General features: G+C 70.5%; 21 protein-coding genes, 1 tRNA gene and 1 pseudogene. 17 read left to right on the top strand and 6 right to left on the bottom strand.

The features are described 5' to 3' along the window. From C9J49_RS17220 to C9J49_RS15670, 4 genes and pseudogenes are all read left to right on the top strand, one after another. Positions 1–251, top strand: a pseudogene (locus tag C9J49_RS17220) (ABC transporter substrate-binding protein); the annotation flags it as partial. 144 nt (positions 252–395) lie between these two features. Then, positions 396–830: a DUF4399 domain-containing protein gene (locus C9J49_RS15680; protein WP_107182477.1), complete on the top strand. Its 435-nt coding sequence runs from the start codon at positions 396–398 to the stop codon at positions 828–830. A gap of 154 nt (positions 831–984) precedes the next feature. After that, positions 985–2,394: an ATP-dependent RNA helicase DbpA gene (gene dbpA / locus C9J49_RS15675; protein ID WP_107182476.1), complete on the top strand. Its 1,410-nt coding sequence runs from the start codon at positions 985–987 to the stop codon at positions 2,392–2,394. A gap of 76 nt (positions 2,395–2,470) precedes the next feature. Next, complete coding sequence (locus C9J49_RS15670; protein ID WP_107182475.1) at positions 2,471–3,244, top strand: META domain-containing protein; 774 nt, start codon at positions 2,471–2,473, stop codon at positions 3,242–3,244. 119 nt (positions 3,245–3,363) lie between these two features. On the opposite strand, the gene C9J49_RS15665 is transcribed toward C9J49_RS15670, so the two are convergent. Continuing rightward, a complete protein-coding gene (locus tag C9J49_RS15665) occupies positions 3,364–4,083 on the bottom strand; it encodes a YebC/PmpR family DNA-binding transcriptional regulator (protein WP_046078267.1) in 720 nt (239 codons plus the stop codon). Between the two features lie 126 nt (positions 4,084–4,209). On the opposite strand from C9J49_RS15665, the gene C9J49_RS15660 reads away from it, so the two are divergent. The 3 genes from C9J49_RS15660 to C9J49_RS15650 all read left to right on the top strand — a co-directional run bounded on the left by C9J49_RS15660 (position 4,210) and on the right by C9J49_RS15650 (position 8,477). Further along, complete coding sequence (locus C9J49_RS15660) at positions 4,210–5,409, top strand: Xaa-Pro peptidase family protein (protein WP_107182474.1); 1,200 nt, start codon at positions 4,210–4,212, stop codon at positions 5,407–5,409. Between the two features lie 65 nt (positions 5,410–5,474). After that, positions 5,475–6,482, top strand: a complete 1,008-nt coding sequence (locus C9J49_RS15655) for an NAD(P)-dependent alcohol dehydrogenase (protein ID WP_107182473.1) — start codon at positions 5,475–5,477, stop codon at positions 6,480–6,482. Between the two features lie 105 nt (positions 6,483–6,587). Further along, positions 6,588–8,477: an ABC transporter ATP-binding protein gene (locus C9J49_RS15650; protein WP_107182472.1), complete on the top strand. Its 1,890-nt coding sequence runs from the start codon at positions 6,588–6,590 to the stop codon at positions 8,475–8,477. A gap of 4 nt (positions 8,478–8,481) precedes the next feature. On the opposite strand, the gene C9J49_RS15645 is transcribed toward C9J49_RS15650, so the two are convergent. After that, the gene (locus C9J49_RS15645) at positions 8,482–9,096 is read right to left on the bottom strand and encodes an FMN-binding negative transcriptional regulator (RefSeq protein WP_107182471.1); all 615 of its coding nucleotides are present in this window, start codon (positions 9,094–9,096) and stop codon (positions 8,482–8,484) included. 176 nt (positions 9,097–9,272) lie between these two features. Here C9J49_RS15645 and C9J49_RS15640 point away from each other — a divergent pair, with 176 nt between their 5' ends. Then, positions 9,273–10,784, top strand: a complete 1,512-nt coding sequence (locus C9J49_RS15640; protein WP_107182470.1) for a PLP-dependent aminotransferase family protein — start codon at positions 9,273–9,275, stop codon at positions 10,782–10,784. 105 nt (positions 10,785–10,889) lie between these two features. Next, positions 10,890–11,642 (top strand): TIGR01458 family HAD-type hydrolase, encoded by a 753-nt coding sequence (locus C9J49_RS15635; protein WP_107182469.1) that lies wholly within the window; start codon positions 10,890–10,892, stop codon positions 11,640–11,642. 6 nt (positions 11,643–11,648) lie between these two features. Here C9J49_RS15635 and C9J49_RS15630 read toward each other — a convergent pair whose 3' ends face one another. Further along, a complete protein-coding gene (locus C9J49_RS15630) occupies positions 11,649–12,929 on the bottom strand; it encodes a DUF4010 domain-containing protein (protein ID WP_046078261.1) in 1,281 nt (426 codons plus the stop codon). Between the two features lie 315 nt (positions 12,930–13,244). Here C9J49_RS15630 and C9J49_RS15625 point away from each other — a divergent pair, with 315 nt between their 5' ends. From C9J49_RS15625 to C9J49_RS15605, 6 genes are all read left to right on the top strand, one after another. After that, a complete protein-coding gene (locus C9J49_RS15625; RefSeq protein ID WP_258394090.1) occupies positions 13,245–13,694 on the top strand; it encodes an aminoacyl-tRNA deacylase in 450 nt (149 codons plus the stop codon). A gap of 149 nt (positions 13,695–13,843) precedes the next feature. Beyond that, complete coding sequence (locus C9J49_RS15620) at positions 13,844–14,299, top strand: LexA family transcriptional regulator (protein ID WP_246124662.1); 456 nt, start codon at positions 13,844–13,846, stop codon at positions 14,297–14,299. Continuing rightward, the gene (locus C9J49_RS15615) at positions 14,296–15,570 is read left to right on the top strand and encodes a Y-family DNA polymerase (protein WP_107182468.1); all 1,275 of its coding nucleotides are present in this window, start codon (positions 14,296–14,298) and stop codon (positions 15,568–15,570) included. The genes C9J49_RS15620 and C9J49_RS15615 overlap by 4 nt, the downstream gene beginning before the upstream one ends. A gap of 109 nt (positions 15,571–15,679) precedes the next feature. Then, complete coding sequence (locus C9J49_RS17375) at positions 15,680–15,814, top strand: hypothetical protein (protein ID WP_258394089.1); 135 nt, start codon at positions 15,680–15,682, stop codon at positions 15,812–15,814. Positions 15,815–16,045: 231 nt separating this feature from the next. After that, positions 16,046–17,257: an N-acetylmuramoyl-L-alanine amidase gene (locus C9J49_RS15610; protein WP_107182467.1), complete on the top strand. Its 1,212-nt coding sequence runs from the start codon at positions 16,046–16,048 to the stop codon at positions 17,255–17,257. A gap of 46 nt (positions 17,258–17,303) precedes the next feature. Continuing rightward, positions 17,304–17,379, top strand: a tRNA-Thr gene (locus C9J49_RS15605). A 71-nt stretch (positions 17,380–17,450) separates the two neighbouring features. On the opposite strand, the gene C9J49_RS15600 is transcribed toward C9J49_RS15605, so the two are convergent. After that, positions 17,451–18,260, bottom strand: coding sequence for an acyl-CoA thioesterase II (locus C9J49_RS15600; protein WP_107182466.1), 810 nt, complete (start codon positions 18,258–18,260; stop codon positions 17,451–17,453). Between the two features lie 90 nt (positions 18,261–18,350). Between C9J49_RS15600 and tadA the strand changes: the two genes are divergently transcribed. Further along, positions 18,351–18,821: a tRNA adenosine(34) deaminase TadA gene (tadA, locus tag C9J49_RS15595; protein ID WP_035597582.1), complete on the top strand. Its 471-nt coding sequence runs from the start codon at positions 18,351–18,353 to the stop codon at positions 18,819–18,821. On the opposite strand, the gene C9J49_RS15590 is transcribed toward tadA, so the two are convergent. Then, positions 18,801–20,783 carry a diguanylate cyclase gene (locus tag C9J49_RS15590; RefSeq protein ID WP_107182465.1) on the bottom strand — a complete coding sequence of 661 codons (1,983 nt, stop codon included), beginning with the start codon at positions 20,781–20,783 and terminating at the stop codon, positions 18,801–18,803. The two genes, tadA and C9J49_RS15590, sit on opposite strands and share 21 nt — an antisense overlap. Positions 20,784–20,792: 9 nt before the next feature. Next, on the bottom strand, positions 20,793–22,247 hold the full coding sequence (mltF, locus tag C9J49_RS15585; protein ID WP_107182464.1) for a membrane-bound lytic murein transglycosylase MltF: 1,455 nt from the start codon (positions 22,245–22,247) through the stop codon (positions 20,793–20,795). A 166-nt stretch (positions 22,248–22,413) separates the two neighbouring features. Here mltF and purL point away from each other — a divergent pair, with 166 nt between their 5' ends. Continuing rightward, positions 22,414–26,349 (top strand): phosphoribosylformylglycinamidine synthase, encoded by a 3,936-nt coding sequence (gene purL, locus C9J49_RS15580; RefSeq protein ID WP_107182463.1) that lies wholly within the window; start codon positions 22,414–22,416, stop codon positions 26,347–26,349. Positions 26,350–26,432: the final 83 nt, after the last annotated feature.

Here is a 26,432-nt window from a genome sequence, read left to right as displayed (position 1 = left end):
AGATGTGTATAAGAGACAGGCTCGAAGCGCTGGGGCCGGGCGGGCTGGACGTCACCGCCATGCGTATCAACGACGACAACGGCGTGGCCATGGCCGAGGCGATGCGCATGGTGATGCTCGGGCAGCAGGCCCGGGTGCCGGCGATCTTCGCCGGCGATATCGTTCGCGTGACCCGCGACACGCCGCCCGATCGCATCGACGAGCTGAAGCGGCGTGCCTTTCGTCTGAGCGAGTCGTCCGACGATGGCTAGCGCCGGCATGCGCTGGTGAACCCGGTCGGCCCGATGGCACGTGATTGCTACACTGAAGCCGTCACGCTCGCGGATGGCCGCCCGGCAGACATCGGGCGCAGGACCGTCCTGACACTTCCAGCTCTCTTCTATCGAGGTATCGCCATGCGTCATTGGTTTGCAGGATGCATCGTCTCGCTGGCCACCGCGCTGCCGGCCGTCGCCCTGGCCCAGATGGAGCCCGTCGCGGCACCGTCCGACGCCGAGGTCTACTTCATCTCCCCCGAGGATGGCGCCACCGTCAGCGGGCCCGTCACCGTGCGAATGGGGCTCGAGGGCATGGGCGTGGCCCCGGCCGGCACCGAGGCCGAGGCCACCGGCCACCATCACCTGCTGATCGACACGCCCCTCGAGGAGGTCGATCTTTCCCAGCCGCTGCCCTCCACCGAGCAGACCCGCCACTTCGGCGGCGGCCAGACCCAGGTCACCCTGGAGCTGCCGCCCGGCGAGCACACCCTGCAGCTGCTGTTTCTCGACTATCGCCACCTGAGCTTCGAGCCGACCGTGGCCTCCGAGCCCATCACCGTTCACGTGGAGTAGGCGGCAGCGAGGGCGCGCGACGCGCTTTTCACTTGCCCCGGAGCCGGCAGCTTTTCCCCTTGCCCCGACGCCGGCACTTTTCCGCTTGCCCCGAAGCCGGCAACTGGGTAGCGTCGCCCTCCCGCTTTCATGCCGTTCCAGACAGGTCCATCCCGTGACTGATGCCCCTTCCCAGGACGCCGCCATCGGCGCCTTCTCTCGCCTGCCGCTCTCCGCCGAGCTGCTCGCCAACCTCGACTCGCTGGGCTATCGGCAGATGACGCCGATCCAGGCCGAGAGCCTGCCGGCGATGCTCGACGGACGCGACGTGATCGCTCAGGCCCGCACCGGCTCGGGCAAGACCGCGGCTTTCGGGCTGGGCCTGCTGTCGCGGCTCGCGCCGGCCAGCTTCCGGGTGCAGGGGCTGGTGCTGTGCCCGACCCGTGAACTCGCCGATCAGGTCGCCGAGGAGCTGCGCCGGCTGGCGCGTGGCCTGCCCAACATCAAGGTGCTGACGCTGTGCGGCGGCGCGCCCCTGGGGCCGCAGCTGGCCTCGCTGGCCCACGGCGCCCATTTCGTCGTCGGCACCCCGGGCCGGGTGGAGGAGCACCTGCGCAAGGGCAGCCTGGCGCTGTCGGACCTCGACACCCTGGTGCTGGACGAGGCCGACCGCATGCTCGACATGGGCTTCCAGGCGACCCTGGAGGCGATCATCGCCGCGACCCCCGAGAGCCGCCGGACCTGGCTGTTCAGCGCCACCTACGGCGACAGCGTGCGCCCGCTGGCCGAGGAGCGCACCCGCGACCCGGTCGCGATCTCGATCGAAGAGCCCCACGACGAGGACACCATTCGCGAACACTTCTACCGGGTGGCGGACGACGCGGCGCGCTTCGAGGCCCTGCGCCTGCTGCTGCTGCACCGGCGCCCGACCGCCAGCGTGGTGTTCTGCAACACCAAGCAGGAGACCCGCGAGCTCGCCGCCGCCCTGGACGACGCGGGCATCAGTGCGCTGGCGCTGCACGGCGACCTGGAGCAGAAGGACCGCGACCGGCTGCTGGTGCTGTTCGCCAACCGCAGCGCCTCGGTGCTGGTGGCCACCGACGTGGCGGCCCGGGGGCTGGATATCGCGGCGCTCGATGCGGTGTTCAACTACCGCATCGCCCGGGAGCTCGAGGTGCACGTGCATCGCGTCGGGCGCACCGGCCGGGCCGGCCACCAGGGCGTGGCCTTCACCCTGGTCGGCGAGAACGAAACGTATCGACTGGAACGGCTCGGGGACTTCCTCGGCCAGGCTCTCGAGACCGAGGCGCTGCCGCGCCTGAAGGGCGAGCCGGCGCCGCTGCGTGCGCCCATGGCGACGCTGCAGCTGGGTGCCGGCAAGCAGCAGAAGATTCGCCCCGGTGACATCCTCGGTGCGCTCACCGGGGAGGGCGGCCTCGACGGGGCGCGGATCGGCAAGATCAAGGTGCTCGCCCGCAGCACCTACGTCGCCGTCGAGCGCGAGCTGGCCGAGTCCGCCCTGGCGCAGCTGAACGGCGGCCGCCTCAAGGGCCGTACCTTCCGTGCCCGCCGCATCAGCCGCTGACGGCCGGGCGGCGAACCTTGGGGCACCGCGCGGGTCGAAAGCACGCTTTTTGACTCATCAAACAGGACGATGGCCCATGAAACGACTCTTTCAGTTTTCTTATTTCCTGGTGGTGGCGCTGTGGCTGGCGGGGTGTGCGGCCGTCGAGCGTTCACCCCAGGCCGAAGCGGCGCTCGGCGAGCTGCCGGCCAGCTATCGCGGCGAGCTGCCCTGTGCCGACTGTGCAGGGATTCACTACCGGCTCTCGCTGTTCCCCGACGGCGTCTACACCCTCTCGTCGGTGTATCTGGGCGACGACGACGGGCGCCGCTTCCATGAGCAGGGCGAGTGGTCGCTGGATGCCAGCGGCGAGACCCTGACGCTGAGCGGTGGCGGGCAGGGGCCTCGCCAGTGGCGAATCGTCGACGGGGGCGTTGCCCTCGAGATGCTCGATCTCGAGGGCAACGCGATCGAGTCCTCGCTGAACTACCGTGTGCAGCGCGCGGGGCAGTTCGTCAGCGAGACCCTGGAGGATAGTTACTGGAAGCTGATCGAGCTGGGCGGCGAGCCCGTCGACGTGGCCGAGGGCGCGCGCGAACCGCATCTGGTCTTTCACGGCGAGCAAGGGCGGCTGGCCGGCTTCAGCGGCTGCAACCGCCTGGCCGGCGAGTACCGTCGCGAGGGCGATACCCTGAGCATCGGCACCGTGGCGAGCACGCGCATGGCCTGCGTGCCGGGCCACGATCTCGAACCGCGTTTCCTTGCCATGCTCGAGCACGTGGCCGGCTATCGGGTGCGGGCCGACTGGCTCGAGCTGCTCGACGCCGAGGGCGAGGTGATCGCGCGCTTCGAGGTGCGTCACCTGACCTGACGCCAGCGTGATCCGCGTCACCAACGACAGCGGCCGGCTCCCGAGGGAGCCGGCCGCTGTCGTTCCTGCGCTGTCGTTGCTGGGCTTTCGTTGCTGGCCCTGGGGCCAGGGATCGAGGCTCAGGGCAGCTCGGCGCTGTGGTAGACGTTCTGGACGTCGTCCACGTCGTTGAGCATGTCCAGCAGCTTCTCGAACAGCGCCACGTCGTCGCCTTCCACCGGAGTGGTGGCCTGGGGCAGGAACTGAATCTCGTCGGTCTCGAAGTCCAGTTCGCCGAAGGCGTCGATCAGCGCCTGCTTGGCCTTGGCGTACTCGGTGTGCGGCGCGAAGACGGTGATGTGGCCGTCCTCGTTCTCGATGTCGGTGACGTCGACGTCGGCTTCCATCAGCGCCTCGAGCACGGCCTCCTCGTCGCTGCCCTGGAAGGCCAGGATGGCGCAGTGGTCGAACATGTGGCTGACGCTGCCCGGGGTGCCCAGCTTGCTCTTGGTCTTGGTGAAGCAGGTGCGCACGTCGCCGATGGTACGGTTCGGGTTGTCGGTCAGGCACTCGACGATGACCATGGCGTTGCCCGGGCCGAAGCCCTCGTAGCGCGCCGGCTCGAAGTCCTCGCCGCCGGCGCCGCTGGCCTTGTCCAGGGCCTTGTCGATCACGTGGGACGGCACCTGGTCCTTCTTGGCGCGCTCGATCAGGCCGCGCAGCGCCAGGTTGCCGTGGGGGTCGACGCCGCCCTGCTTGGCGCAGACGTAGATCTCGCGGCCGTACTTGCTGTAGACCTTGGTCTTGGCGGCGGCCGTCTTGGCCATGGATTCCTTGCGGTTCTGGAAGGCCCTGCCCATTGCGTTTTCCTGTTGCGACTGTTCTCGGCACTGGATTCTACGAGACAGCGGGCGCCGGTGACAGCCCTGATTTTTCCCGCCGCCGGCGTCTACACTGGCCTCAGGCCACCCGCTGGAGTCCGCCGCATGGATCATCACGCCTATCGCCACGCCCTCGCCGAACGCCTGGCCGGCAGCGAGGTGCCGGTGCCCGAGGCCGAGCTCGACGCCCGCTGCCGGCGTCTGCGCGAGGCCATGGCCGACGCCGGACTGGACGCGCTGCTGCTCACCGATCCCGCCGATCTCTACTATCTCACCGGCTACCACACCTTCGAGGTCTCGGTGCACGCCTGCCTGGTGGTCGACGCCGCACGCCTGGTGCTGCAGGTGCCATCCATCGAGACCGGCCCGGCGGTGGTCACCGCCCGGGTCGACGAGATCCTCGGCTATCGCTGGGAGAGCCCGGAGGAGGTGATCGCGCCGCTGGCCGAGACCCTGGCGCCCCATCGCGCCATCGGCCTCGACCCGCTGAGTGCCGGGCTGCGTCACGGCGTGCTGGCGCCGCTGCAGCAACGGCTCGGCGCCGGGCGCTTCCGCGACGACGGCGGGGCGCTGGTCGATGCGCTGCGGCTGGTGAAGAGCCCGTGGGAACTCGACTGCCTGCGCGAGAGCGCGCGGATCACCGGGCTCGGCATCCGCGCCGCGCGGGACGTCGTCGCGCCCGGCGTCAGCGACGGCGCGGTGGCGGCGGAGGGCGCCCGGGCGATGCTGGCGGCGGGCAGCGAGTTCATGAGCCTGCAGCCCATCGTCACCGTGGGGCCGCGCTCCGGCACCATCCACGTCAACCACAAGCGGCGCACCATCGGCGCGGGCGAGCCGGTGTTCCTGGAGTTCGGCTCGGCCTTCGAGCGCTATACGGCGCCGATGATGAGCACCGTCGTGGCCGGCCGTGCCGACGACGAGATGCGGGCGCTGCGCGACGCCTGCCGGGCCGCCTTCGAGGCGCTGTGCGCGGCGCTGCGGCCGGGCAACACCTTCGACGACGCGGCCCGGGCCGGCGAGGCGGCCATCGCCGGCTTGAACGCAGGGATCGCCGAGCGAGCCTTCTTCTCCGGCGTCTTCGGCTACTCGGTGGGTGCCCAGTTTCCGCCCAGCTGGGTCGAGGGTACCGGCTATCTCGCCCGGGGCCAGACCCGTGAGCTCGAGGCCGACATGGTCTTCCATCTGCCGCTGTGCCTGCGCCTGCCGGGGCGCTTCGGCATCGGCATCAGCGACACCGTGCGCGTCACCCCGGGCGGGGGCGAGCCGCTCACCGACAACGACTGGCAATTGCACGAGCGGCCTTGAAGCTCGCGCGTGTAGCCCTCATTGTCGAGTACGTTAGCAAGCTATTCATTTAAGCAGGAGGCAGCATGCAGGTCGTGACTCTCAAGGCCCCGGGCGGGCTCGATCATCTCGAACTCGGCGAACAGGCGGCACCCGGCGAGCCCGGCCCCGGCGAGATCCGCGTGCGCCTGCACGCCAGCTCGCTCAACTTCCACGACTACGGCGTAGTGGCCGGCGCGATGCCCACCGAGGACGGCCGTATCCCGATGTCCGACGGCGCCGGCGAGGTCGAGGCGGTCGGCGAGGGCGTGACCGAGTTCGCCGTCGGCGATGCGGTGGTCTCCACCTTCTTCCCCGAGTGGCTGGACGGCCCGGCGCGCCACGGCGACTTCGTCACCGTGCCGGGCGACGGCGTCGACGGCTATGCCCGCGAGGCGGTGGTGCGGCCGGCGACCTGGTTCACCCGCCAGCCCGAGGGCTGGTCCCACGCCCAGTCGGCGACCCTGACCACCGCCGGGCTGACCGCCTGGCGCGCGCTGGTGGGTGACGGCGGCCTCAAGGCCGGCGATACCGTGCTGGTGCTGGGTACCGGCGGCGTGTCGATCTTCGCCCTGCAGTTCGCCCGCATGATGGGCGCGCGGGTGATCGCCACCTCGTCGTCCGAGGCCAAGCTCGAGAAGCTGCGCGAGATGGGCGCCGAGCACGTCATCAACTACCGCGAGGAGCCCGAGTGGGGCCGCAAGGTGAAGGCGTTGACCGGCGGCCGGGGCGTCGACCATGTGATCGAGGTGGGCGGTCCGGGCACGCTGCCGCAGTCCATCGAGGCGGTGCGCATCGGCGGCCATATCTCGCTGATCGGCGTGCTGACCGGCCGCGGCGGCGAGGTGCCTACGGCCAAGCTGATGGCCAAGCAGGCGCGCCTGCAGGGGCTGATCGTCGGCAGCCGCACTCAGCAGCAGGAGATGATCCGCGCCATCGAGGCCAACGGCATGGTGCCGGTGATCGATCGCGAGTTCCCGCTCGGCGAGATCGCCGACGCCTTCCGCCACCAGGAAGCCGGCCGCCACTTCGGCAAGATCTGCCTGACCTGGTAACTTCGCCCGCCTGACATCGCGGGCAACCTCCATGCGCTGCCGCGCCCTTGCCGGGTGTCGGCGGCGCGCGCATTCTGGGGGCATGCCCGCTGCCCGGAGGTGCCGATGTTCCGCTTCTTCGAGACCCTGGTCGATCCCTATCCCGAGCGCGAGATGGGCGTGCCGCCGCGCGGGCTGTTCGCCTTCATCCGCTTCTATTCGCGCCCGGTGGCGGGGCTGCTGGTGGCCATGTCGGTGGTCGCGGGGCTGGTCTCGGCGGTGGAGCTGGTGTTCTTCCACAGCATGGGGCAGCTGGTCGACTGGCTCTCCAGCGCCGAGCGCGAGGGCTTCTTCGCCGCCCACGGCTGGCGCCTGGCGGGGCTCGCGGCATTGGTGCTGGTGGGCCTGCCGCTGCTGGTGTTGCTGCGCTCGCTGCTGACCCACCAGGGCATCTTCGGCAACTACCCGATGCTCGGCCGCTGGCTGTCGCATCGCCAGATGCTGGCCCAGAGCATGGCCTTCTTCCAGGACGAGTTCGCCGGCCGCGTGTCCCAGAAGGTGATGCAGACGGCGCTGGCGATCCGTGAGACGGTCATGAAGCTGATGGACCTGCTGGTCTACGTGGTCGTCTACTTCGTCGGCGCCATGTGGCTCTTGGGCAGCGCCGAGCCCTGGCTGGTGGCGCCGCTGGTGCTGTGGCTGGCCGGCTACGTCGTCCTGATGCGGATCTTCGTGCCGCGGCTGCGCGCGGTGTCCATGGCCCAGGCCGACGCCCGGGCGCGCATGACCGGGCGCATCGTCGACAGCTACAGCAACATCCAGACCATCAAGCTGTTCGCCGACCGCCGCCGTGAGGAGGCCTACGCCCGCGACGCCATGGAGGGCTTCATGACCACGGTGTACGGCCAGATGCGCCTGGCCACCTGGCTGTCGGTGTCGCTGACGGCGCTCAACTCGCTGCTGCTGGCCTCGGTGGCGACGCTGGCCATCGGCGCCTGGTATCTGGAGATGGTGTCGCTCGGCGTGATCGCGGTGGCCATCGCCCTGGTGATGCGCATCCGCTTCATGTCCGACTGGATCCTGTGGGAGGTGGCGAGCCTGTTCGAGAACATCGGCACCGTGCAGGACGGCATCAACACCATCGCCCGCACGCCGGCGGTGCAGGACGCGCCGGACGCGGGCGAGCTTTCCGTGAGCCGCGGCGAGATCCGCTTCGAGGCGCTGCGCTTCGGCTACGCGCGCCCCGGGGCGGCGCTGGAACGGCCGGTATTCGACGGCTTCGACCTGACCATCGCCCCGGGCGAGAAGGTCGGGCTGATCGGCCGCTCCGGCGCCGGCAAGTCGACCCTCGCCCACCTGCTGCTGCGCTTCTACGACCTGCAGGGCGGGCGCATCCTGATCGACGATCAGGACATCGCCGGCGTCACCCAGGAATCGCTGCGTCGGCACATCGGCATGGTCACCCAGGACACCTCGCTGCTGCACCGCTCGGTGCGCGACAACATCCGCTATGGCTGCCCGGAGGCCGACGACGAGGCGATCATGCGCGCGGTGCGCCAGGCCCACGCCGACGGCTTCCTCGACGACCTGGTCGACCCCAGGGGCCGGCGCGGCCTGGACGCCCACGTCGGCGAGCGCGGCGTGAAGCTCTCCGGCGGCCAGCGCCAGCGCATCGCCATCGCTCGGGTGCTGCTCAAGAACGCACCGCTGCTGGTGCTCGACGAGGCCACCTCGGCGCTGGACTCCGAGGTCGAGGCCGCCATCCAGGAGCAGCTCTACGCGCTGATGGCGGGCAAGACGGTGATCGCCATCGCCCACCGGCTGTCGACCATCGCCATGCTCGACCGGCTGGTGGTGGTCGACGAGGGGCGCATCGTCGAGGTCGGCAGCCACCGCGAGCTGCTGGCCCGCGACGGCCTCTACGCGGCGCTATGGCGGCGCCAGTCCGGCGGCTTCCTGGGGCTCGAGTGCGACGAGGCAGAGGCCGCTCGCGCCGAACCCGCCGCGGAGCGCTGAGCCATCAGCGAGGCGGGGCCTCGTCGTCCATCCCGACCACCTGCGCCAGATAGCCTCGGGCGTAGCGCCCCAGCTGCCGGGCCAGCGGATCGTCGCTGGCGCCGAGCCCGGCCAGCACGCCGGCCCGATCCTCTCGTGAACGGTGCTGGCCCAGCTTGGCGGTGCCCCGCAGGTCATCCAGCCGAATCCGGAAACCGACCACGCCGGCGAGCAGTCGCCGCCGATAGGCCACGCTCATGAGCGTCGCATCGTTCAGCAGCTCGGGCTCGTACCGGGCCACCAGGGCGTCCATCGAGGCCAGGGTGGCGGCATCGTCGAGGCATTCGACGCTGCCGCGGGCGTGGACGACGGCGTAGTGCCAGGTCGGCACCGCCGGCCCGGCGGCGTACCAGCGCGGCGACACGTAGCCGTGGGGCCCGTGGAAGACCGCCAGCACCCGTCGGCCGTCCAGCTCGTGACCGTGCGGATTGGCGCGGGCGAAGTGGCCGTAGAGGGTGCCGAGCTCGTCGCCCTCGTCGCGCTCGAGCACCAGGGGCAGATGGCTGACCCGCAGGCGGTCGTCGGTGAGTGTGGCGAAGCCGTGGGCGTCGATCAGCGCCCGGGCCTGCGCCAGGGGCATGTGCGTATCGCGAGGGTGATGACCGGGGCGTGTCGATGTCGTGTCATGCGCCGGGGAAGTCGCTGTCCTCGTGCCTTGCATGGTGATCTCCTTGGACTGAGTGGCGATGGGCGATGACAGCCTCGGAGTCTGTGGGCATAGTGGTTCCCTGATAAGAACCACTATTGGATAAAACGATGGAACCGGTTGTCGCCGCGCGGGCCGACTGGCTCGGCGAGGCGCTGGGCATGGTATTGAGCGAGTCCTCCTCGCTGCCGCTGACGCGCCGCCTGTATCGGGCGCTGCGCGACTGGGTGCAGTCGGGGCGCCTGGCCAGCGGCGCCCGGCTGCCGTCCTCCCGCCGCCTGGCGCGGGAGCTGGGCGTGGGGCGCAACACCGTGCTGGACGCCCTCGACCAGCTGGTCGCCGAGGGCTTCCTGGAGGCCCGACCCGGCGCCGGCACCTACGTGGCCGATCTGCCGTTTTCTCATGTCGATGCGCCGTCGCAGGAAACGTCGGACGACCCACCGCCGGCGGCGGCGCTGTCGGCACGTGGCGAGCGGCTGCTGCGACTGAGCGGCGCCGCGGCCGGGCATCACGAGGCCTTTCCGCCGGGCGTGCCGGCCCTCGACCGCTTCCCCGACGAGCTCTGGCAACGCCTGCTCCGGCGCCACCGGCGGCGAGCCCCCGAGGCCTGGCGTGACTATCGCGCCGAGGGTGGCGTGCCGGCGCTGCGCGAGGCGCTGTGCGACTACCTGCGGCTGTCGCGCTCGGTGCGCTGCCGCCCGGAGCAGGTGCTGGTGGTGCAGGGGGCCCAGCAAGGCTTCGAGCTGATTGCACGGATGCTGGCCGATCCCGGCGAGGCGGTGTGGATGGAGGAGCCCGGCTATGGCGGCGCCCGGGCCTGCTTCGAGGCCTCCGGCCTTTCGCTGGTGCCGGCTCCGGTGGACGACGAGGGCCTCAATCCGGCGCGCGTGCCGGCGGGCCACGGCGCCCCGCGGCTGATCTACCTCACGCCCTCCCACCAGTATCCCTGCGGCGTGACCATGAGCCTTGCGCGGCGACTGGCGCTGCTCGAGGCGGCCGAGGCGCATGGCGCCTGGATCGTGGAGGACGACTACGACAGCGAGTTCCGCTACGGCCAGCGGCCCGTCGCCGCCCTCCAGGGGCTCACCGAGGCGGCGCGGGTGATCTACGTCGGCACCCTCAGCAAGGTGCTCTATCCGGGGCTCCGGCTCGGCTATCTGGTGCTGCCGGCGCCGCTGGTGGAGCCCTTCCGTCGCGCCAACGCGAGGCTGCATCGCGAGGCTCAGTACCCGGTGCAGGCGGCGCTGGGCGAGTTCATCGCCGCCGGGCACTTCGCGCGGCACGTGCGCCGCATGCGCGAGTGCTACCGCCAGCGCCAGGCGTTGCTGCGGCGGGCGCTGGCACCTGCCGTGGCACGTGGGCTGGTGCTGTCGGAGGGGCAGGCCGGCATGCATCTGGTGGCCTGGCTCGACGATCCCGCCCTCGAGGCGGCCCTGGTCGAGCGCGGCGAGGCGGCCGGCATCACTCTGTCGCCGCTGTCCGGTTTCTATCAGCAGGCGCCGGGGCGGCCGGGGCTGGTGCTGGGCTACGCCGGCACCCGCGACGAGGAAATCCTGCGCGCCGGACGCTGGCTGGCCGAGGCCTGGCTGGCGCGGGTCGATGGCGTCGATCGACGGAACTGATCGAAGGGCACGGCCGAGCCCCCGGCGTCGGGCTCCACTATCCTCTGACGGGAGGCGGCCGGCTCCGAGGGAAGGCGGCCGCGCGATTCTCGAGAGGAGGGCGACATGCTCAAGGCCGTACTGCTCGACATCAGCGGCGTGCTGCACGAGGACGGCCGGGCGCTGCCCGGCGCGGTGGAGGCGGTGGCCCGGCTGCAGGCACGCGAGCTGGCGCTGCGCTTCGTCACCAATACCTCGCGCAAGACCAGCGAGCGGGTCCATGCCGAGCTGCGCGAGCTCGGTTTCGCGGTGGCGCCCGAGCAGGTCTTCACCGCGCCGGCGGCGATCCGGGCCCATCTGCTCGCTCACGAACTGCGGCCCTACCTGCTGATCCATCCCGACCTCGAGCCCGAGTTCGCCGGCCTCGATACCGCCGATCCCGACGCCGTGGTGCTGGGCGATGCCGCCGAGCGCCTCGACTACCGCCATCTGGACGCTGCCTTCGGGCTGCTGCAGCGCGGCGCGCCGCTGCTCACCGTGGGCACCAATCGCTATTTTCGCCAGGGCGGCGAGCTGCACCTGGACGCGGGCCCCTTCGTGCGCGCCCTGGAGTACGCTGCCGAGATCGAGGCGACGGTGCTCGGCAAGCCGGCCGCGGGCTTCTTCCGCGCCGTGCTGGAGGATGCCGGCGTCGAGCCGCATGAGGCGCTGATGGTCGGCGACGACGTCGAGTGCGACGTGGCGGCGGCGCTCGAGCTGGGGCTCGAGGCCTGCCTGGTGCGCAGCGGCAAGTATCGCGACGGCGACGAGGCGCGGGCGCCCGGTGTGGCCTGCGAGGACGATCTGGCGGCGCTGGTAGCGTGCCGGTTTCCCGAGTGAGCGGCGTCACTGCCACCAGGCCACGCCCAGCCCGACCAGCAGCGACAGCAGCATCGGCGGGGCGACCCGCTTGCCCAGCGCCGCGCTGCCGAGCCCGGCGGCCATGCCGGCCTTGATCACGTTGTTGACCGAGGCGGCCAGGATGATGCCGAGCACCGCGGTCGAGGGCGGGATGGCATCCTGAGAGAGCCGGGTCAGCGACAGGGTGATGGCGTCCACGTCGGCCACGCCGGAGGCCGCCGCCAGCAGGTAGATGCCGGCGTCGCCGAGCCAGGCCTGGAGCCACTGGCCGAGCAGCATGATCGCCGCCAGCAGCACGCCGAACAGCAGCGCCATGCGCAGCTCCAGCGGGTTCTGATGGCGCTCGGGGCGCTCGATGCGCGCTCCCTGGCGATGACGGCGCCACAGCAGCAGGGCCGGCAGATAGAGCAGCAGGGTCATCAGCGCCACCGGCAGCACCAGGCTGGGCAGCAGCGCCGGGTTGATCACCAGGCAGTAGAGCAGGATGCGCGGGAACATGGTGCCGCATGCGATCAGGATGCCCGCCGCCAGCAAGGGGGTGAGCGCGGCCTGCTGGCGCGACAGGCGGCTGAAGTGCAGGGTCAGGGCGGTGGAGGAGCTGAGCCCGGCGAACAGGCTGGTGAACAGGATGCCCTTGGCGGCGCCGCCCAGGCGCATGGCGAAGTAGCCGATGAAGGAGATGCTGGCGATCATCACCACCATCCACCATAGCTCGCGCGGATTGAGCGCCTCGCCGGGGCCCAGCCCGCGGTCGGGCAGCAGCGGCAGCATCACCACCGTGATCAGCAACAGCTTCAGGCCCGCGTCCAGCTCGTGGGCCTGCAGGCGATTGAGCAAGCCGTGGATCTCGCGCTTGTTGTCGAGGATCAGCGCGGTGACCACCGCGCAGGCTGCGGCCAGCGCCAGGTCCACGGCCACCGCCACGGCGCCGAAGCAGAAGGTCAGCAGCAGGCCGATCAGGCCGGTGATGCTGTAGTCCCGGCTCTGGGGCAGCCGCGCGCGATAGGCGCTGCCGGCCAGCGCGGCGACGACGACCAGCAGCAGCGGAAAGGCCCATTCGGTGACGACCTCGGCGAGCAGGGCGGCGAGGCCGCCAAGCAGGCCGACCAGGGCGTGGGTTCGTATGCCGGCGATGCGTTCGCCGGCCTTCTGTTCGCGTGCCACCCAGCCGCGCTCGATGCCGATCAGGGCGCCGAGCAGCAGGGCCACGGCCAGACGGATGGCGGTGTCGTGCCCGGCGAGGAACTGCTGCGTGACTTCTTCCATGAGACGCTCCCTGCGCGATGCTTCCCGTTGCCTCAGCATAGGTCTTCCCGACGATCGCGCCTTAAACGAGAGGCGGCCCCGTGCGGGACCGTCCGGTGGTTGGGTGAAGGTGTCGGCGGTTCAGTCGATGGTGACTGCGGCATGTGAATCTCAACCTGTACCAGGTCAAGGATTGCCGTCATTCGTGGTGCACGGGGCTGCTAGTCTGAAAAGGAGACGGCCGGGACGGGGCGCCCCGTGACCCATCCCGACGCGCGTCGCCGATCCGGCGTCTTCAGACCCTTTCACGACACAGGGGAGGGGATTCCCATGCCCATGGAGCGCGTCAGACGCTTTCTCGACGAGAACGGCGTCAAATATGTCATCCAGCAGCATTCGACGGCCTACACCGCCCAGGAAGTCGCCGAGGCGGCCCACGTGCCCGGCCGCCACTTCGCCAAGAGCGTGATGGTCGAGATCGACGGCCGGCTGGCGCTGGCGGTGCTGCCGGCCACCGACCGGGTCGACCTGCAGCGCTTCGCTCAGGCCGTCGGTGCCAGCCGCGTCGAGCTGGCCAGGGAAGCGGATTTCCAGGACCGTTTTCCCGACTGCGAGCCGGGGGCGATGCCGCCCTTCGGCAACCTCTTCGACCTGGAGGTGTTCGTTTCGCCGCACCTGGCCGAGGCCGACCTGATCGCCTTCAGCGCCGGCAGCCACCACGAGGTGATGCAGCTGGCCTTCGGCGTGTTCGAGGACCTGGTGAAGCCGGCCGAGGTGGCGATGTAGGCCAGATCGAGAGGTAGGCCAGATCGAGAGGTAGGCCAGATCGAGAGGTAGGCCAGATCGAGAGGTAGGCCAGGCCGAACGGAGAGACTTGCCAGTCGGTCATCGCTCTCGGATACTGTATATAAATACATTATTCGAGGGAGGTGGCCATGGCGTCGCCGATTCTCGGCGCCGCGGGCGGGCGAGCCGCGGCGCCGTCCTCTTCGGGGGCCGTCCAGCCGCTGCTGGGATGCCGGGTGCGGGCGGGCTTCCCGAGCCCCGCCGACGATCATCTGGACGTGGAGCTCGACCTTCACGCCCACGTGGTGCGCCGCCCGGCCTCCACCTACTTCGTGCGCGCCGAGGGCGATTCGATGCTCGGCGACGGCATTCATGACGGCGACCTGCTGGTGGTGGACCGCAGCCTGGAGCCGCGGCCCGGGCGGGTGGTGATCATCGCCGTGGACGGCGAGCCCACGGTCAAGCGGCTGGCCCGGCGCGGCGACGCCCTGGTGCTGGAGGCCAGCAACCCGCGCTACGCGCCGATTCCGCTGGCCGGCCGCGAGTGCCACGTGTGGGGCGTGGTCACCCATGTGCTGCACGCCCTGCCGGGAGCGGCGCCGTGATCGCCCTGGTCGACAGCAACAACTTCTACGTCAGCTGCGAGCGTGTCTTCGACCCGCGCCTGGAGGGCCGGGCGGTGGGCGTGCTCTCCAACAACGATGGCTGCGTGGTGGCGCGCTCGGCGGAGCTCAAGGCGCTGGGCGTGGCGATGGGCATGCCGGCGCACCAGATATCGCCCGCGCAGCGCCGCCGGATGACGCTGCTGTCCAGCAACTACGCCCTCTACGGCGACATGAGCCGGCGCGTGAACCGGGTCCTGGGTGAGTTTTCGCCGGAGATCGAGGCCTATTCCATCGACGAGAGCTTCGTCGGCCTCGACGGGCATGAGCCCGACGACCTCGAGGCCTGGGGCCACCGGCTGCGCGGGCGGGTGCTGCGCGATACCGGCATTCCGACCTGCGTGGGGCTGGCGCCGACCCGGGTGCTGGCCAAGACCGCCAATCGCGTCGCCAAGTCGCACTCCGCTCTGGGCGGCGTCTGCCTCCTCAAGGCCGATACGCCCGAGACCCGGCGTGTGCTCGAGGCGCTGCCGGTGCACGCGCTGTGGGGCGTGGCGCGGCGCAGCGCCGAGCGGCTGGCGCTGCAGGACATCCACACCGCCTGGCAGCTGCGCCAGGCCGATCCCAAGCAGATCCGCCGTACCTTCTCGGTGGTGCTGGAGCGGCTGGTCTGGGAGCTGCGCGGGCGACCGGCCATCGCCCTGGACGACGTCACCGAGCCGCGCCAGCGGATCATGGTGTCGCGCTCCTTCGGTCGGCTGACCGGCGAGGCGGCCGAGCTCAAGGCCGCGATCCGCCAGCACGGCGCCCGGGCCGCCGAGAAGCTGCGCCGCCAGGGCAGCCGCGCCTGCGCGGTGCTGGTGTTCCTGCGCAGCGACCCGCACCGGCTCGGCGAGCGCCAGTACCGCAACAGCCAGGTGGTGGCACTGCCCGGCCCCAGCGACGACACCCGGGAGCTGATCGCCGCCGCCCAGCGCGGCCTGGCGGCGATCTTCCTCGACGGCGTGCGCTATCAGAAGTGCGGGGTGATGCTGCTCGACCTGGTCGACGCCGAGCGTCATCAGCTCTCGCTGCTGCAGGCCGGCCACGGCCCCGAGCGGCGGCGCGGCGAGGCGCTGATGGCCACCCTCGATCGCCTCAACGCCCGCATGGGCCGCGATACCGTTCGCTTCGGTGTGCCCGGCGAGCACGCCGCCTGGCCGCTGCGCTGCGAGCATCGTACCGCGCGCTACACCACCCGCTGGAACGAGCTGATGAGGGTCAAGGTGCGGTGACGCGAGAGATCGGTGGGACGTGGAATGTTGCACTGCGTCACGATTAGACTAAAGTATATAGACAAAGGTATAATGCCTTCGACATCCACCGACGCAAGGATCATCTACCATGACGACTGCTACCGCCACCGCCCGTCCTTCCCTGGCCAAGCGTTTCGGCAAGCGTGCCTACCGCGTGCTGGAAGTGATGACCGAGAACGCCTATCGCAACTTCCAGAGCCGCATGGCCTACGCCTACATCTAAGGCGCAGGGTTCGACCTGCACCTGATCCTGGCGGTCCGCGAGCTCGCGGACGCCGGGTGCCGGCCACCTCTTCCTTTCCTGCGTTTCCTCTGCCGTATTTCACCGAACGTCCATCCCTGCAACGGGGAGTCTCCGCGGACGCGGTGCCCGCTCAAGCCTCTCCCATCCTGGCCGATACTCTTCCGACGCATTAGGGAAGGGCGACTCGTGCCGTGAGGGGATGCCAGTCAGATGATCGATCGTGAAACCCGGAGTGGACGCCGATGCGGCGCACGCCTGCTGGCCTGCCTGTCGGGCGCGCTGCTGTTCTGGAGCCTGATGGCGCTCGGCGGCGAGGTGCAGGATCTGCGACTGCGCAGCGAGGCGGCGCATACCCGGGTGGTGCTGGACCTTTCCACGGCGATGCCGAGCGATGTCTTCACGCTGCGCGGGCCGGACCGGTTGGTCATCGACCTGGCCGAGGGTCGTCTGGCCGGCGAGCTGGGGGATGTGCCGCTGGCCGGCAGCCCGATCACCGGCATTCGCACCGGGGCCCGCGGCGACGGCACCCGGGTGGTGCTCGACCTGAGCGGCCCCGTCGAGGTCGAGAGCCATGAGCTGCCGCCCGCAGGCCTTCAGGGGCATCGGCTGGTACTGGACCTCGCCGCGTCCGGCCCCGCGTCTGCGCCGCCGGCGCCGGTCGATCCTGCGCCTTCACTGCCGACCGGTGGTGGCCGCGATATCGTGATCGCCGTGGATGCCGGTCATGGCGGCAAGGACCCGGGCGCCGTGGGTCCGAGTGGCACCTACGAGAAGGACGTGGTGCTGGAGCTTGCCCGGCGACTGGCGCGCCGCCTCAACGAGGCGCCGGGCTTTCGCGCGGTGCTGACCCGGGATCGCGACGTCTACGTGGGGCTGCGTCGACGGACGACCATCGCCCGCGAGCATCGCGTCGATTTCTTCGTCTCGATCAACGCCGATGCCGTGGACCGGCCGGGGCCCCACGGCAGCTCGGTCTATGCGCTGTCGACGAGCGGTGCCAGCTCGGAGTCCGCCCGCTGGCTGGCCAACAGCGAGAACCGCGCGGTGATCGCCGACGACGAGGCCTTCATCGCCCTGGCCGAGCAGGACATGGCCACCCGCAGCGCGTTGCTCGACCTCTCCATGAACGCCACCCTCAACCAGTCGCTGGCCGCCGGCGGGCGCATCCTCGAGCGGTTGGGGCGCATCAACGACCTGCACAAGTCGCAGGTCGAGCAGGCCGCCTTCGTGGTGCTGAAGTCGCCCGACATTCCCTCGCTGCTGGTCGAGACCGGGTTCATCTCCAATCCGAACGAGGAACGTCGCCTGCAGAGCGGCGCCCATCAGCAGGCGCTGGTGACATCCATCGTCGAAGGGCTACGGGCGCACTTCCAGGCCGAGCCGCCGGAGGGCACCCTGCTGGCGGCCAGCAGCGGGCGCTGAGGCCTCTTGGCAGCGCGGCGTGTCGGGCCGTATGATGCGGCGCAAAGCCGGTGTAGCTCAGCTGGTAGAGCAACGCACTCGTAATGCGTAGGTCGGTGGTTCGAGTCCACTCACCGGCACCACTTCTCGCGACGCCGCCCCTGATATCAGGGGCGGCGTCGTCGTTCATGGCCCGGGTCGCGACGTCCCCGGCTCAGTCCTCCACGCGGGTCAGGCCCTCCTGGGCGCTGGAGGCGACCAGGCGACCCTGGCGGTCGTAGATGCTGCCGCGGGTGAAGGCGCGGGCGCCGCCGGCCCAGGGGCTGTCCATGTCGTAGAGCAGCCAGTCGTTGACCCTGACGTCGTGGTGGAACCACAGCGAGTGATCGAGGCTGGCGATACGCAGGTCGGGATCGCCGAAGCGCTTGCCGTGGGGCACCAGCGCGGTGGTCAGCAGGTGGAAGTCGGAGCTGTAGGCGAGCAGGTAGCGATGCAGAGCCGGGTCGTCCGGCAGCTCGCCGGCGAGGCGGAACCACAGCCGCTTGCGGGCCGGGCGCCCCGGCTCGGCGTCGTCCTCGATGTGGCAGAACTCGATGGGGTGGCCAGGGAAGCGCTGGTGCAGGTTGGCCCGGTCGAGGGCTTCCGGGGAGGGCACCTCGGGCATCGTCGGCTGGTGGTCGAGGCCGCTCTCCTGGCCGTGGAAGGAGGCGCTGCAGAAGAAGATCGGCCGGCCCTTCTGGATGGCGGTGATGCGGCGGGTGGTGAAACTGCGGCCGTCGCGCACCGCGTCGACCTGGTAGATCACCGGGCGGCTGGCGTCGCCGGGGCGCAGGAAATAGCCGTGCAGCGAGTGCACGCGCCGGCTGGCGTCCACGGTATGAGTGGCCGCGGAGAGCGCCTGGCCGAGCACCTGGCCGCCGAACAGTTGGGGCAGGCCCAGATCCTGGCTACGGCCGCGGAACAGGTTCTCCTCCAGGGGCTCGAGGCGCAGCAGGTCGGCCAGGTCGTTCAGGGCGTCGCTCATTCCGGGTATCCTCCATGGGCCACGGCATCCGCGCGTGGCGGGCGTTCATACGAATGTTTCATTCTGAGTAGTCTACGGGAGTCGGCGGTCATGCGCAGCGACGAGTTCTACATGCATCGTGCCCTCGAGCAGGCACGGCTGGCCGGGGAGGCCGGGGAGGTTCCGGTCGGCGCGGTGGTGGTGGACGCCGCCGGCGAGATCGTCGGCGAGGGCTACAACGCGCCGGTGGCGGGCCATGACCCCAGCGCCCACGCCGAGATCCGCGCCCTGCGCGATGCCGGCACGCGCCTCGGCAACTACCGCCTCGATGGCTGCACCCTGTTCGTGACCCTGGAGCCCTGCCTGATGTGCACCGGGGCGATCATCCACGCGCGGCTGGCGCGGGTGGTCTACGGTGCCGCCGAGCCACGCACCGGCATGGTCGAGTCGAAGGCCAACCTGTTCGCCCAGCCCTGGTACAACCATCGAGTGACGGTGGAGGGCGGGGTGCTGGCCGCCCGGGTCTCGAAGCTGCTCAAGGCCTTCTTCGCCGAACGCCGTTCAGGGGCCACCGACGGGTAGGTCGGCCGGCGAGATGGCCCGCTCGATGCGGTCGCGCCCCAGTGACTTGGCACGGTAGAGGGCGTCGTCGGCGGCCTGGAGCAGCTCATCGGCCACCAGCGGCCCCTCGTCGAGGGTCGCCACGCCGACGCTGAGGGTCACCGGTGCGCCGTCCTGATGCGTCAGCCGACTCTCGGCGAGGGCCGCCTGCAGGCGCCTCGCCACCGCTTCCGCGTCTTCCGCGCTCGACCCGGGCAGGCAGGCGACGAACTCCTCGCCGCCGAGCCGGGCGAAGACGCCGCCGGCGGCATCGAGCACCGCGTGGCCGAGTCGGCCCAGCTCGGCGAGATAGCGGTCGCCGACCAGGTGACCGAGCCGGTCGTTGACCAGCTTGAAGTGGTCGATATCGCACAGCAGCACGCTCAGCGGTCGCACCCGGTCGTGTTCCGCCAGCACCTGGAGGAAGCGGCGTCGGTTGGGCAGCCGGGTGAGTTCGTCGTGCGTGGCGAGCCACTCGACTTCCTGCTGCAGCCGGGTGCGGTTGCGCACCTCGCGGCGCAGCTCGCGGTTGGAGCGCCGTGCCTGACGGTGCTGCAGTTGCATGTAGCGGCGGGCGAACAGGGCCAGGTAGAGCAGGTAAGCCAGCGTCAGCCCCGCCGCCAGGGTGACCACCGGCAGTCGTGGGCGCCGGGCCAGCAGTGCATCGTGGCCGGGGCGGGTGATCAGGGTCAGCGACAGGTCGTCCAGCGTCAGCGGCGAGGCATGGCGCCAGGGGCCGGGGCGCCGGGCGGTGCCCTGGTGGGCGAGCAGCCGTTCGCCGTCCAGCAGCGTCAGGGCGGCGGTGTCGGGGGCGACCTGACGGAACAGCGTGTCCGCCATCGAGCGCAGGCCGACCACCACGCCCACGGCGCCGAGGATGCGGGCGTCCCGGGCCTGGATGACCGGCAGGTAATGGACCATGCCGGGCTGGCCCTGGAGCAGCGCGATGACCCGGGTCTGGCCGATGGTGCCATCGTGCAGGGCCTTGCCCAGCGCCTCGCGTCCGTCCGGCTGAGCCTCGAACAGCCGGGTGCCGAGCAACGGCGTGTTGTACGCATTGGCCGGATGTACGTGGAGGATACGGCTTCGCGGGTCGATGAACGCGATGTTGAGCAGGTACGGGAAGTCCTGGTGGTACAGCTCGGCCTGATAGGCCCACTGGTCGGCGGAGGGCGGTGCGTCCTGCCAGCGCCATGACGCGGCGAAGCGACGCATGGCGGCCAGGTGGTCGTCGATCTCGTCCGAGAGCCGCTGGCCCAGCCGTTGCCCGAGCTCGGCGATCGCCTGCTGCTGCTGGCGGTCGGCGTCCCGATGCTGGTGATACCACAGTCCCATCGTCAGCGTGGCCAGCAGCAGCGAAGGCCACAGGGCGCGCAGGATGCTGTTTCGCGAGGTCCGCCAGCCACCGAGGATGTCGACCAGCTGGGCGAGCAGCAGGCAGGCCTGGGCTGCGAGCAGTGGGCCGTCGGGGCTCAGCGCCAGCGGCCCGTCCGCGGGGTGAGGGGCCAGCAGTTGAGCGAGCAGCGCCAGGCCGGCGGTGCTCATCAGCAGCGGGGCGCCGAGGTTGGCTCGGGTGCGGGTCAGCAGGCTGAGGTTCAGCAGGCCCAGGCACAGCAACATCAGCAGCGGAGGACGCCAGTCGTCGATGTGGCTCCCCGCCATCAGGCGCCCCGCCCAGCGGTTCCAGTCGGCCTGGGACACCCAGGCTTCCGGCAGCTGATAGCTGAGCAGGGCGATGGCCAGCCAGGCCAGCGTCGGCCATGTCACCAGCCGCGACAGCGTCAGGTGCCGCAGGTGCCAGGCCAGCTGGCCGGCGGCGGTCAGGCCGATGACGATCAGTTCCATGCCGGCTCCCGCCAGGGGCAGGGACGCCATCAGCAGGCCGAGCAGCGCCACCAGCGGGGCGGCGGCCGACAGCGGCAGGGCGCCAAGCCGGTATTTCATGAGCGGATCTCAGCCGCTCGGCGGGGTGCCAGTGTCGTCCGCGCCAGAGGGCTGACGGGCGCTGAGGCGATGGAACTGCTGACGGCTGCGGTCCACATAGGCGAGGATCTCGTGGTAGCGACGAATGTTGCGAACGTAGATGACCGGCTCGCCGCCCCTGGCATAGCCGTAGCGGGTCTTGCTGTACCATTCGCGCTCCTGCAGCAGGGGCAGGGCGTCGCGCACGTCTTCCCAGGTGTCGGGGTCGCCGCCGCGCATCTCGGCGAGGCGACGGGCATCGTAGAGATGGCCGAGGCCCACGTTGTAGGCGGCCAGGGCCATGAACAAGCGGTCGTCCCCGGTTATCGACTCCGGCAGACGATCCTTTAGCGAGCGCAGGTAACGCGCGCCGCCATGGATGCTCTGGGCTGGGTCGAGACGGTTGTCGACGCCGAGCTCCCCGGCGGTGGCATTGGTCAGCATCATCAGCCCGCGCACCCCGGTAGGCGAGGTGGCGTCGGGCCGCCAGTGGGATTCCTGATAGCCCACCGCGGCCAGCAGCTTCCAGTCGAATCCGCTGTCGCGAGCGGCCTCGCGGAACAGGGCGTCGTAGGTGGGCAGCCGTTCGTGGACGTGACCGATGAAGGTACGCGCGCCGACGTATTCCAGATAGTTGTCGCGACCCAGATAGCGGGTCTCGAGGCGGGCCAGCAGGCCGCTGTCCTGCAGCGTCTCGAGGAAGCGATTGGCCTCGCGCAGCAGGCCGAGCCCGCGCTCGCTGGGGAAGGCCCAGGCCAGCGACAGCGGGCGCCCCAGCCGGAAACCGTCCTCCACCTCGGGGAAGAACAGCCGGTTGAGGCGGAACTGGCGCTCGAAGACCACGGCGGCGTCCAGGGTGCCATCGGCAACCCGGCCGAGCAGTGCCGAGACCTCGATGTCATCGGCCTCCTGCCAGCTCAGCCAGGGGTGCTCGGCCTTCAGTTCGTGCATCACCCGATCGGTGCCGGTATTGCTCAGGGTGCCGATCGCGAGACCCTCGAGGTCGGCAATCTCGCCGGGGGGCGGCAGCCCGCGGCGATACACCAGCACCGGTTGCAGCGGCAGGATGGGGCGGCTGAACATCAGGCCGTCCAGGGTGGGGTCCAGCGGCAGGGCCGCGGCGCCGAGATCGCCCTCGCGGCGGACCGCCTCGAGGACGCCTGCGATGTCGTGGTCGGCGTCCAGGTTGAGGCTGACGCCCAGGAAATCGGCGAAGCGCCGCATCAGCTCGTATTCGAAGCCGGTCGGCCCCTGGCGGCCCTCGTAGTAGGTCGTGGGGGTGTTACGGGTCTGGACGTTGAGGAAGTCCCGCGTCCGTACCTCCTCGAGCAGAGGTCCGGGGGCGCGGTGGGGGCGATCGGTGATCAGGCCCAGCCCCAGTAACGCGCACAGGGTCGCGTAGTTGCGCCGGCGGCGGCGCAGGTGGTCGAGCAGGGATGCCAGCATAGTGATGTCGGGATGCGATGAGTACCGCCACCTTACCCAGCGCCTCGCAGGCTGTCATCCACGCCGATTTCTCGCCGCCCGCGCTTTCCAGTATCATGTGCGCTCATTGCCGCCGGCCGCGGCCCCCGTCTTTACCGCATTCTGCTTGTTTCAGAGGCCCCAGGATATGCTCGAACTGCGTGGCGCGCCCGCCCTCTCCGCCTTCCGTCATGCCAAGCTGCTCGAAGCGTTGCACGCCGTGGCTCCACAGGTCGAGGCGCTCGGCGCCGACTACGTGCACTTCGTCGACCACGACGGCGAGCTGGAGGGCGAGGATCGCCGCCTGCTCGAGCGCCTGCTGGACTACGGCCCGGCCCACGATACCGGTGCCCGGGGCGACGGTCGCCTGTTCCTGGTGGTACCCCGCATCGGCACCCAGTCGCCCTGGTCCTCGAAGGCCACCGACATCGCCCGCAACTGCGGCCTGAGCCAGATCCGTCGCCTCGAGCGCGGCATCGCCTACCGGGTGCGCTTCGCCGGCGAGCTCTCCGAGGAGGCCTACGAGGCCGTCCTCGCGGCGCTCCACGACCGCATGACCGAGACGGTGCTGTTCGACGCCTCCGATGCCGCCAAGCTGTTCGCCCACCACGAGCCGGCGCCGCTCGGCCAGGTGGACATCCTCGGCGGCGGTCGCCCGGCGCTGGAGGAGGCCAACGTCGCGCTGGGCCTGGCGCTGGCCGAGGACGAGATCGACTACCTGTGCGAGGCCTTCCAGGGCCTGGGCCGCAACCCGGCCGACGTCGAGCTGATGATGTTCGCCCAGGCGAACTCCGAGCACTGCCGGCACAAGATCTTCAACGCCGACTGGGTGGTGGACGGCGAGGCCCAGCCGCGCTCGCTGTTCAAGATGATCAAGAACACCTATGAGGCCTCGCCGGACGACATCCTCTCGGCCTACAGCGACAACGCCGCGGTGATCCGCGGAAGCCGGGCCGGCCGCTTCTTCGCCGCGCCGCTGACCGGCGACGCCGCCGAGCGCGCCGTCTACGCCGCCCACCAGGAGCCGGTCAACATCCTGATGAAGGTGGAGACCCACAACCACCCGACGGCCATCGCCCCGCATCCGGGCGCGGCCACCGGCGCCGGCGGCGAGATCCGCGACGAGGGCGCCACCGGCATCGGCGGCAAGCCCAAGGCGGGCCTGACCGGCTTCACCGTCTCCAACCTGCGCATCCCCGAGTTCGTGCAGCCCTGGGAAGCCTTCGACTACGGCAAGCCCGAGCGCATCGTCGACGCCCTCGAGATCATGCTCGAGGGGCCGATCGGCGGCGCCGCCTTCAACAACGAGTTCGGTCGCCCCAACCTGACCGGCTACTTCCGCAGCTACGAGCAGGACGCCCTGGGCGCCAACGGCGTCGAGCGTCGCGGCTTCCACAAGCCGATCATGATCGCCGGCGGCTACGGCAACATCCGCGAGGACCACGTCCAGAAGGGCGAGATCCCGGTCGGCGGCAAGCTGATCGTGATGGGCGGGCCGTCGATGCTGATCGGCCTGGGCGGCGGCGCGGCTTCCTCCATGGCCTCCGGCGCCTCCAGCGCCGACCTGGACTTCGCCTCCGTGCAGCGCGACAACCCCGAGATCGAGCGTCGCGTGCAGGAAGTGATCGACCGCTGCTGGGCGCTGGGCGACGACAACCCGATCTGCTTCATCCACGACGTGGGTGCCGGTGGCCTGTCCAACGCCCTGCCGGAGCTGGTCAAGGACGGCGACCGCGGCGGCCGCTTCGAGCTGCGCGAGGTGCCCAACGCCGAGCCGGGCATGAGCCCGCTGGAGATCTGGTGCAACGAGGCCCAGGAGCGCTACGTGCTCGCCGTGTCCCCGGAGAACCTCGCGGCCTTCGATGCCCTGTGCCAGCGCGAGCGCTGCCCCTACGCCGTGGTCGGCGAGGCCACCGAGGCGCACCACCTGGAGGTCCGCGACGGCCACTTCGACACCAGGCCGGTCGACCTGCCGATGAGCGTGCTGTTCGGCAAGCCGCCCAAGATGACCCGCGAGTTCAGCCGCGAGAGCCGCGAGATGCCGGGTATCATGCTCGACAACCTCGACCTGCGCGAGGCCATGGACCGGGTGCTGCGCCTGCCCACCGTGGCGTCCAAGAACTTCCTGATCACCATCGGTGACCGCTCGATCACCGGCCAGGTGGCCCGTGACCAGATGGTCGGCCCGTGGCAGGTGCCGGTGGCCGACGTGGCGGTGACCACCGCGACCTTCGACACCCATGCCGGCGAGGCCATGGCCATGGGCGAGCGCCCGCCGGTGGCGCTGATCGATCCGGCCGCCAGCGCCCGCCTGGCGGTGGCCGAGACCATCACCAACCTGGCCGCGGCGCCGATCGCCAAGCTCGGCGACGTCAAGCTCTCCGCCAACTGGATGAGCGCGGCCAGCCATCCGGGCGAGAACCAGGCGCTGTATGACGCCGTGCATGCCGTGGGCATGGAGCTGTGCCCGGCGCTCGGCATCGCCGTGCCGGTGGGCAAGGACTCCATGTCCATGCGCACCGCCTGGCAGGCCGAGAACGACAAGGGCGAGGTCGAGGACAAGAGCATCACCTCGCCGCTGACCCTGGTGACCACCGGCTTCGCCCCGGTCACCGACGCCATGAAGACGCTGACCCCGCAGATCGACCTGACCCAGGACGAGTCCGACCTGATCCTGATCGATCTCGGCGGCGGCAAGAACCGCCTCGGCGGCTCGGCGCTGGCCCAGGTCTACGGCCAGGTGGGCGACGAGTGCCCGGACCTGGACGATCCGGAGGACCTCAAGGCGTTCTTCACCGTGATCCAGGGCCTCAACGCCGACGGCAAGCTGCTGGCCTACCACGACCGCAGCGACGGCGGCCTGCTGGTGACCCTGCTGGAGATGGCCTTCGCCGCTCACGCCGGCCTCGAGATCAAGCTCGACTGGCTGATCGACGAGCCCGCCGATGCCTTCAACGCGCTGTTCGCCGAGGAGCTCGGGGCGGTGATCCAGGTGCCGCGGGCGCACACCGAGGAAGTGCTGGCGCAGTTCGCCGGCGCCGGCCTCGAGAGCTGCGGCGTGATCGCCCGTCCGCGCTACGACGACCAGGTCCGCGTGACCCTGTTCGAGGAGCCGCTGCTCGAGACCACCCGGCTGCTGGCCCAGCGCACCTGGAGCGAGACCAGCTATCGCATGCAGGCGCTGCGCGACAACGCCGAGTGCGCCAAGAGCGAGTTCGACGGCCTGCTCGACGGCCGCGACCCGGGCCTCTCCGCCCAGCCGAGCTTCGACGTGAACGAGGACATCGCCGCGCCGTTCGTCAATACCGCCAGGCCGGCGGTGGCGGTGCTGCGCGAGCAGGGCGTCAACGGTCATCTGGAGATGGCCTGGTCGTTCGACAACGCCGGCTTCGAGGCCGTCGACGTGCACATGAGCGACATCCTCGAGGGGCGCGTCGGCCTGGAGGACTTCAAGGGCCTGGTGGCCTGCGGCGGCTTCTCCTACGGCGACGTGCTGGGCGCCGGCGGCGGCTGGGCCAAGTCGGTGCTGTTCAACGACCGGGCCCGGGAGCAGTTCGCCGGCTTCTTCGGCCGCGACGACAGCTTCGCCCTGGGCGTGTGCAATGGCTGCCAGATGCTCTCCCAGCTCAAGGAGCTGATCCCCGGCGCCGAGGCCTGGCCGCGCTTCGTGCGCAACGAGTCCGAGCAGTTCGAGGCCCGCGTGGCCATGGTGCGCGTGGAGGAGAGCCCGTCGATCCTGCTCTCCGGCATGGAAGGCTCGCTGCTGCCGATCGCCGTGGCCCACGGCGAGGGCCGCGCCGAGTTCCGCGACAGCGCGCACCTGCGCAGCATGCAGGGCTCCCCCCAGGTGGCGCTGCGCTACGTGGACAACTATGGCCAGGTGACCACCCGCTATCCGGCCAACCCCAACGGTTCGCCCTCCGGCATCACCGGCCTGACCACGCCGGACGGCCGCGTCACCGCCATGATGCCGCACCCCGAGCGCGTGGTGCGTGCGGTGACCAATTCCTGGCGTCCGACCGAGTGGACTCAGGACGGCGCCTGGATGCGTCTGTTCCGCAATGCTCGTCGCTGGCTGGGCTGATCGGTCCCGCTGACCGACGCGAGACGCCCGGGCCACTGGTGAACTGCACCCCGAAAGTTGGACACCCAATCCAACCTTCGGGG

It is taken from the genome of Halomonas sp. SL1 (assembly GCF_003030865.2).
GTDB lineage: Bacteria > Pseudomonadota > Gammaproteobacteria > Pseudomonadales > Halomonadaceae > Halomonas > Halomonas halophila.
The sequence above is the reverse complement of the archived record's forward strand: the minus strand, read 5'-3'. Positions and strand labels throughout refer to the sequence as shown.

Coding starts and splice junctions, on each gene's coding strand:
- C9J49_RS15590 (WP_107182465.1), bottom strand. CDS start 20,783: ATGAAATACCGGCTTGGCGCCCTGCCGCTGTCGGCCGCCGCCCCGCTG.
- tadA (WP_035597582.1), top strand. CDS start 18,351: ATGCGCAGCGACGAGTTCTACATGCATCGTGCCCTCGAGCAGGCACGG.
- C9J49_RS15635 (WP_107182469.1), top strand. CDS start 10,890: ATGCTCAAGGCCGTACTGCTCGACATCAGCGGCGTGCTGCACGAGGAC.
- C9J49_RS17375 (WP_258394089.1), top strand. CDS start 15,680: ATGACGACTGCTACCGCCACCGCCCGTCCTTCCCTGGCCAAGCGTTTC.
- C9J49_RS15620 (WP_246124662.1), top strand. CDS start 13,844: ATGGCGTCGCCGATTCTCGGCGCCGCGGGCGGGCGAGCCGCGGCGCCG.
- C9J49_RS15600 (WP_107182466.1), bottom strand. CDS start 18,260: ATGAGCGACGCCCTGAACGACCTGGCCGACCTGCTGCGCCTCGAGCCC.
- C9J49_RS15665 (WP_046078267.1), bottom strand. CDS start 4,083: ATGGGCAGGGCCTTCCAGAACCGCAAGGAATCCATGGCCAAGACGGCC.
- C9J49_RS15625 (WP_258394090.1), top strand. CDS start 13,245: ATGGAGCGCGTCAGACGCTTTCTCGACGAGAACGGCGTCAAATATGTC.
- C9J49_RS15650 (WP_107182472.1), top strand. CDS start 6,588: ATGTTCCGCTTCTTCGAGACCCTGGTCGATCCCTATCCCGAGCGCGAG.
- C9J49_RS15645 (WP_107182471.1), bottom strand. CDS start 9,096: ATGCCCCTGGCGCAGGCCCGGGCGCTGATCGACGCCCACGGCTTCGCC.
- C9J49_RS15660 (WP_107182474.1), top strand. CDS start 4,210: ATGGATCATCACGCCTATCGCCACGCCCTCGCCGAACGCCTGGCCGGC.
- C9J49_RS15630 (WP_046078261.1), bottom strand. CDS start 12,929: ATGGAAGAAGTCACGCAGCAGTTCCTCGCCGGGCACGACACCGCCATC.
- C9J49_RS15610 (WP_107182467.1), top strand. CDS start 16,046: ATGATCGATCGTGAAACCCGGAGTGGACGCCGATGCGGCGCACGCCTG.
- C9J49_RS15640 (WP_107182470.1), top strand. CDS start 9,273: ATGGAACCGGTTGTCGCCGCGCGGGCCGACTGGCTCGGCGAGGCGCTG.
- mltF (WP_107182464.1), bottom strand. CDS start 22,247: ATGCTGGCATCCCTGCTCGACCACCTGCGCCGCCGCCGGCGCAACTAC.
- C9J49_RS15670 (WP_107182475.1), top strand. CDS start 2,471: ATGAAACGACTCTTTCAGTTTTCTTATTTCCTGGTGGTGGCGCTGTGG.
- purL (WP_107182463.1), top strand. CDS start 22,414: ATGCTCGAACTGCGTGGCGCGCCCGCCCTCTCCGCCTTCCGTCATGCC.
- C9J49_RS15655 (WP_107182473.1), top strand. CDS start 5,475: ATGCAGGTCGTGACTCTCAAGGCCCCGGGCGGGCTCGATCATCTCGAA.
- C9J49_RS15680 (WP_107182477.1), top strand. CDS start 396: ATGCGTCATTGGTTTGCAGGATGCATCGTCTCGCTGGCCACCGCGCTG.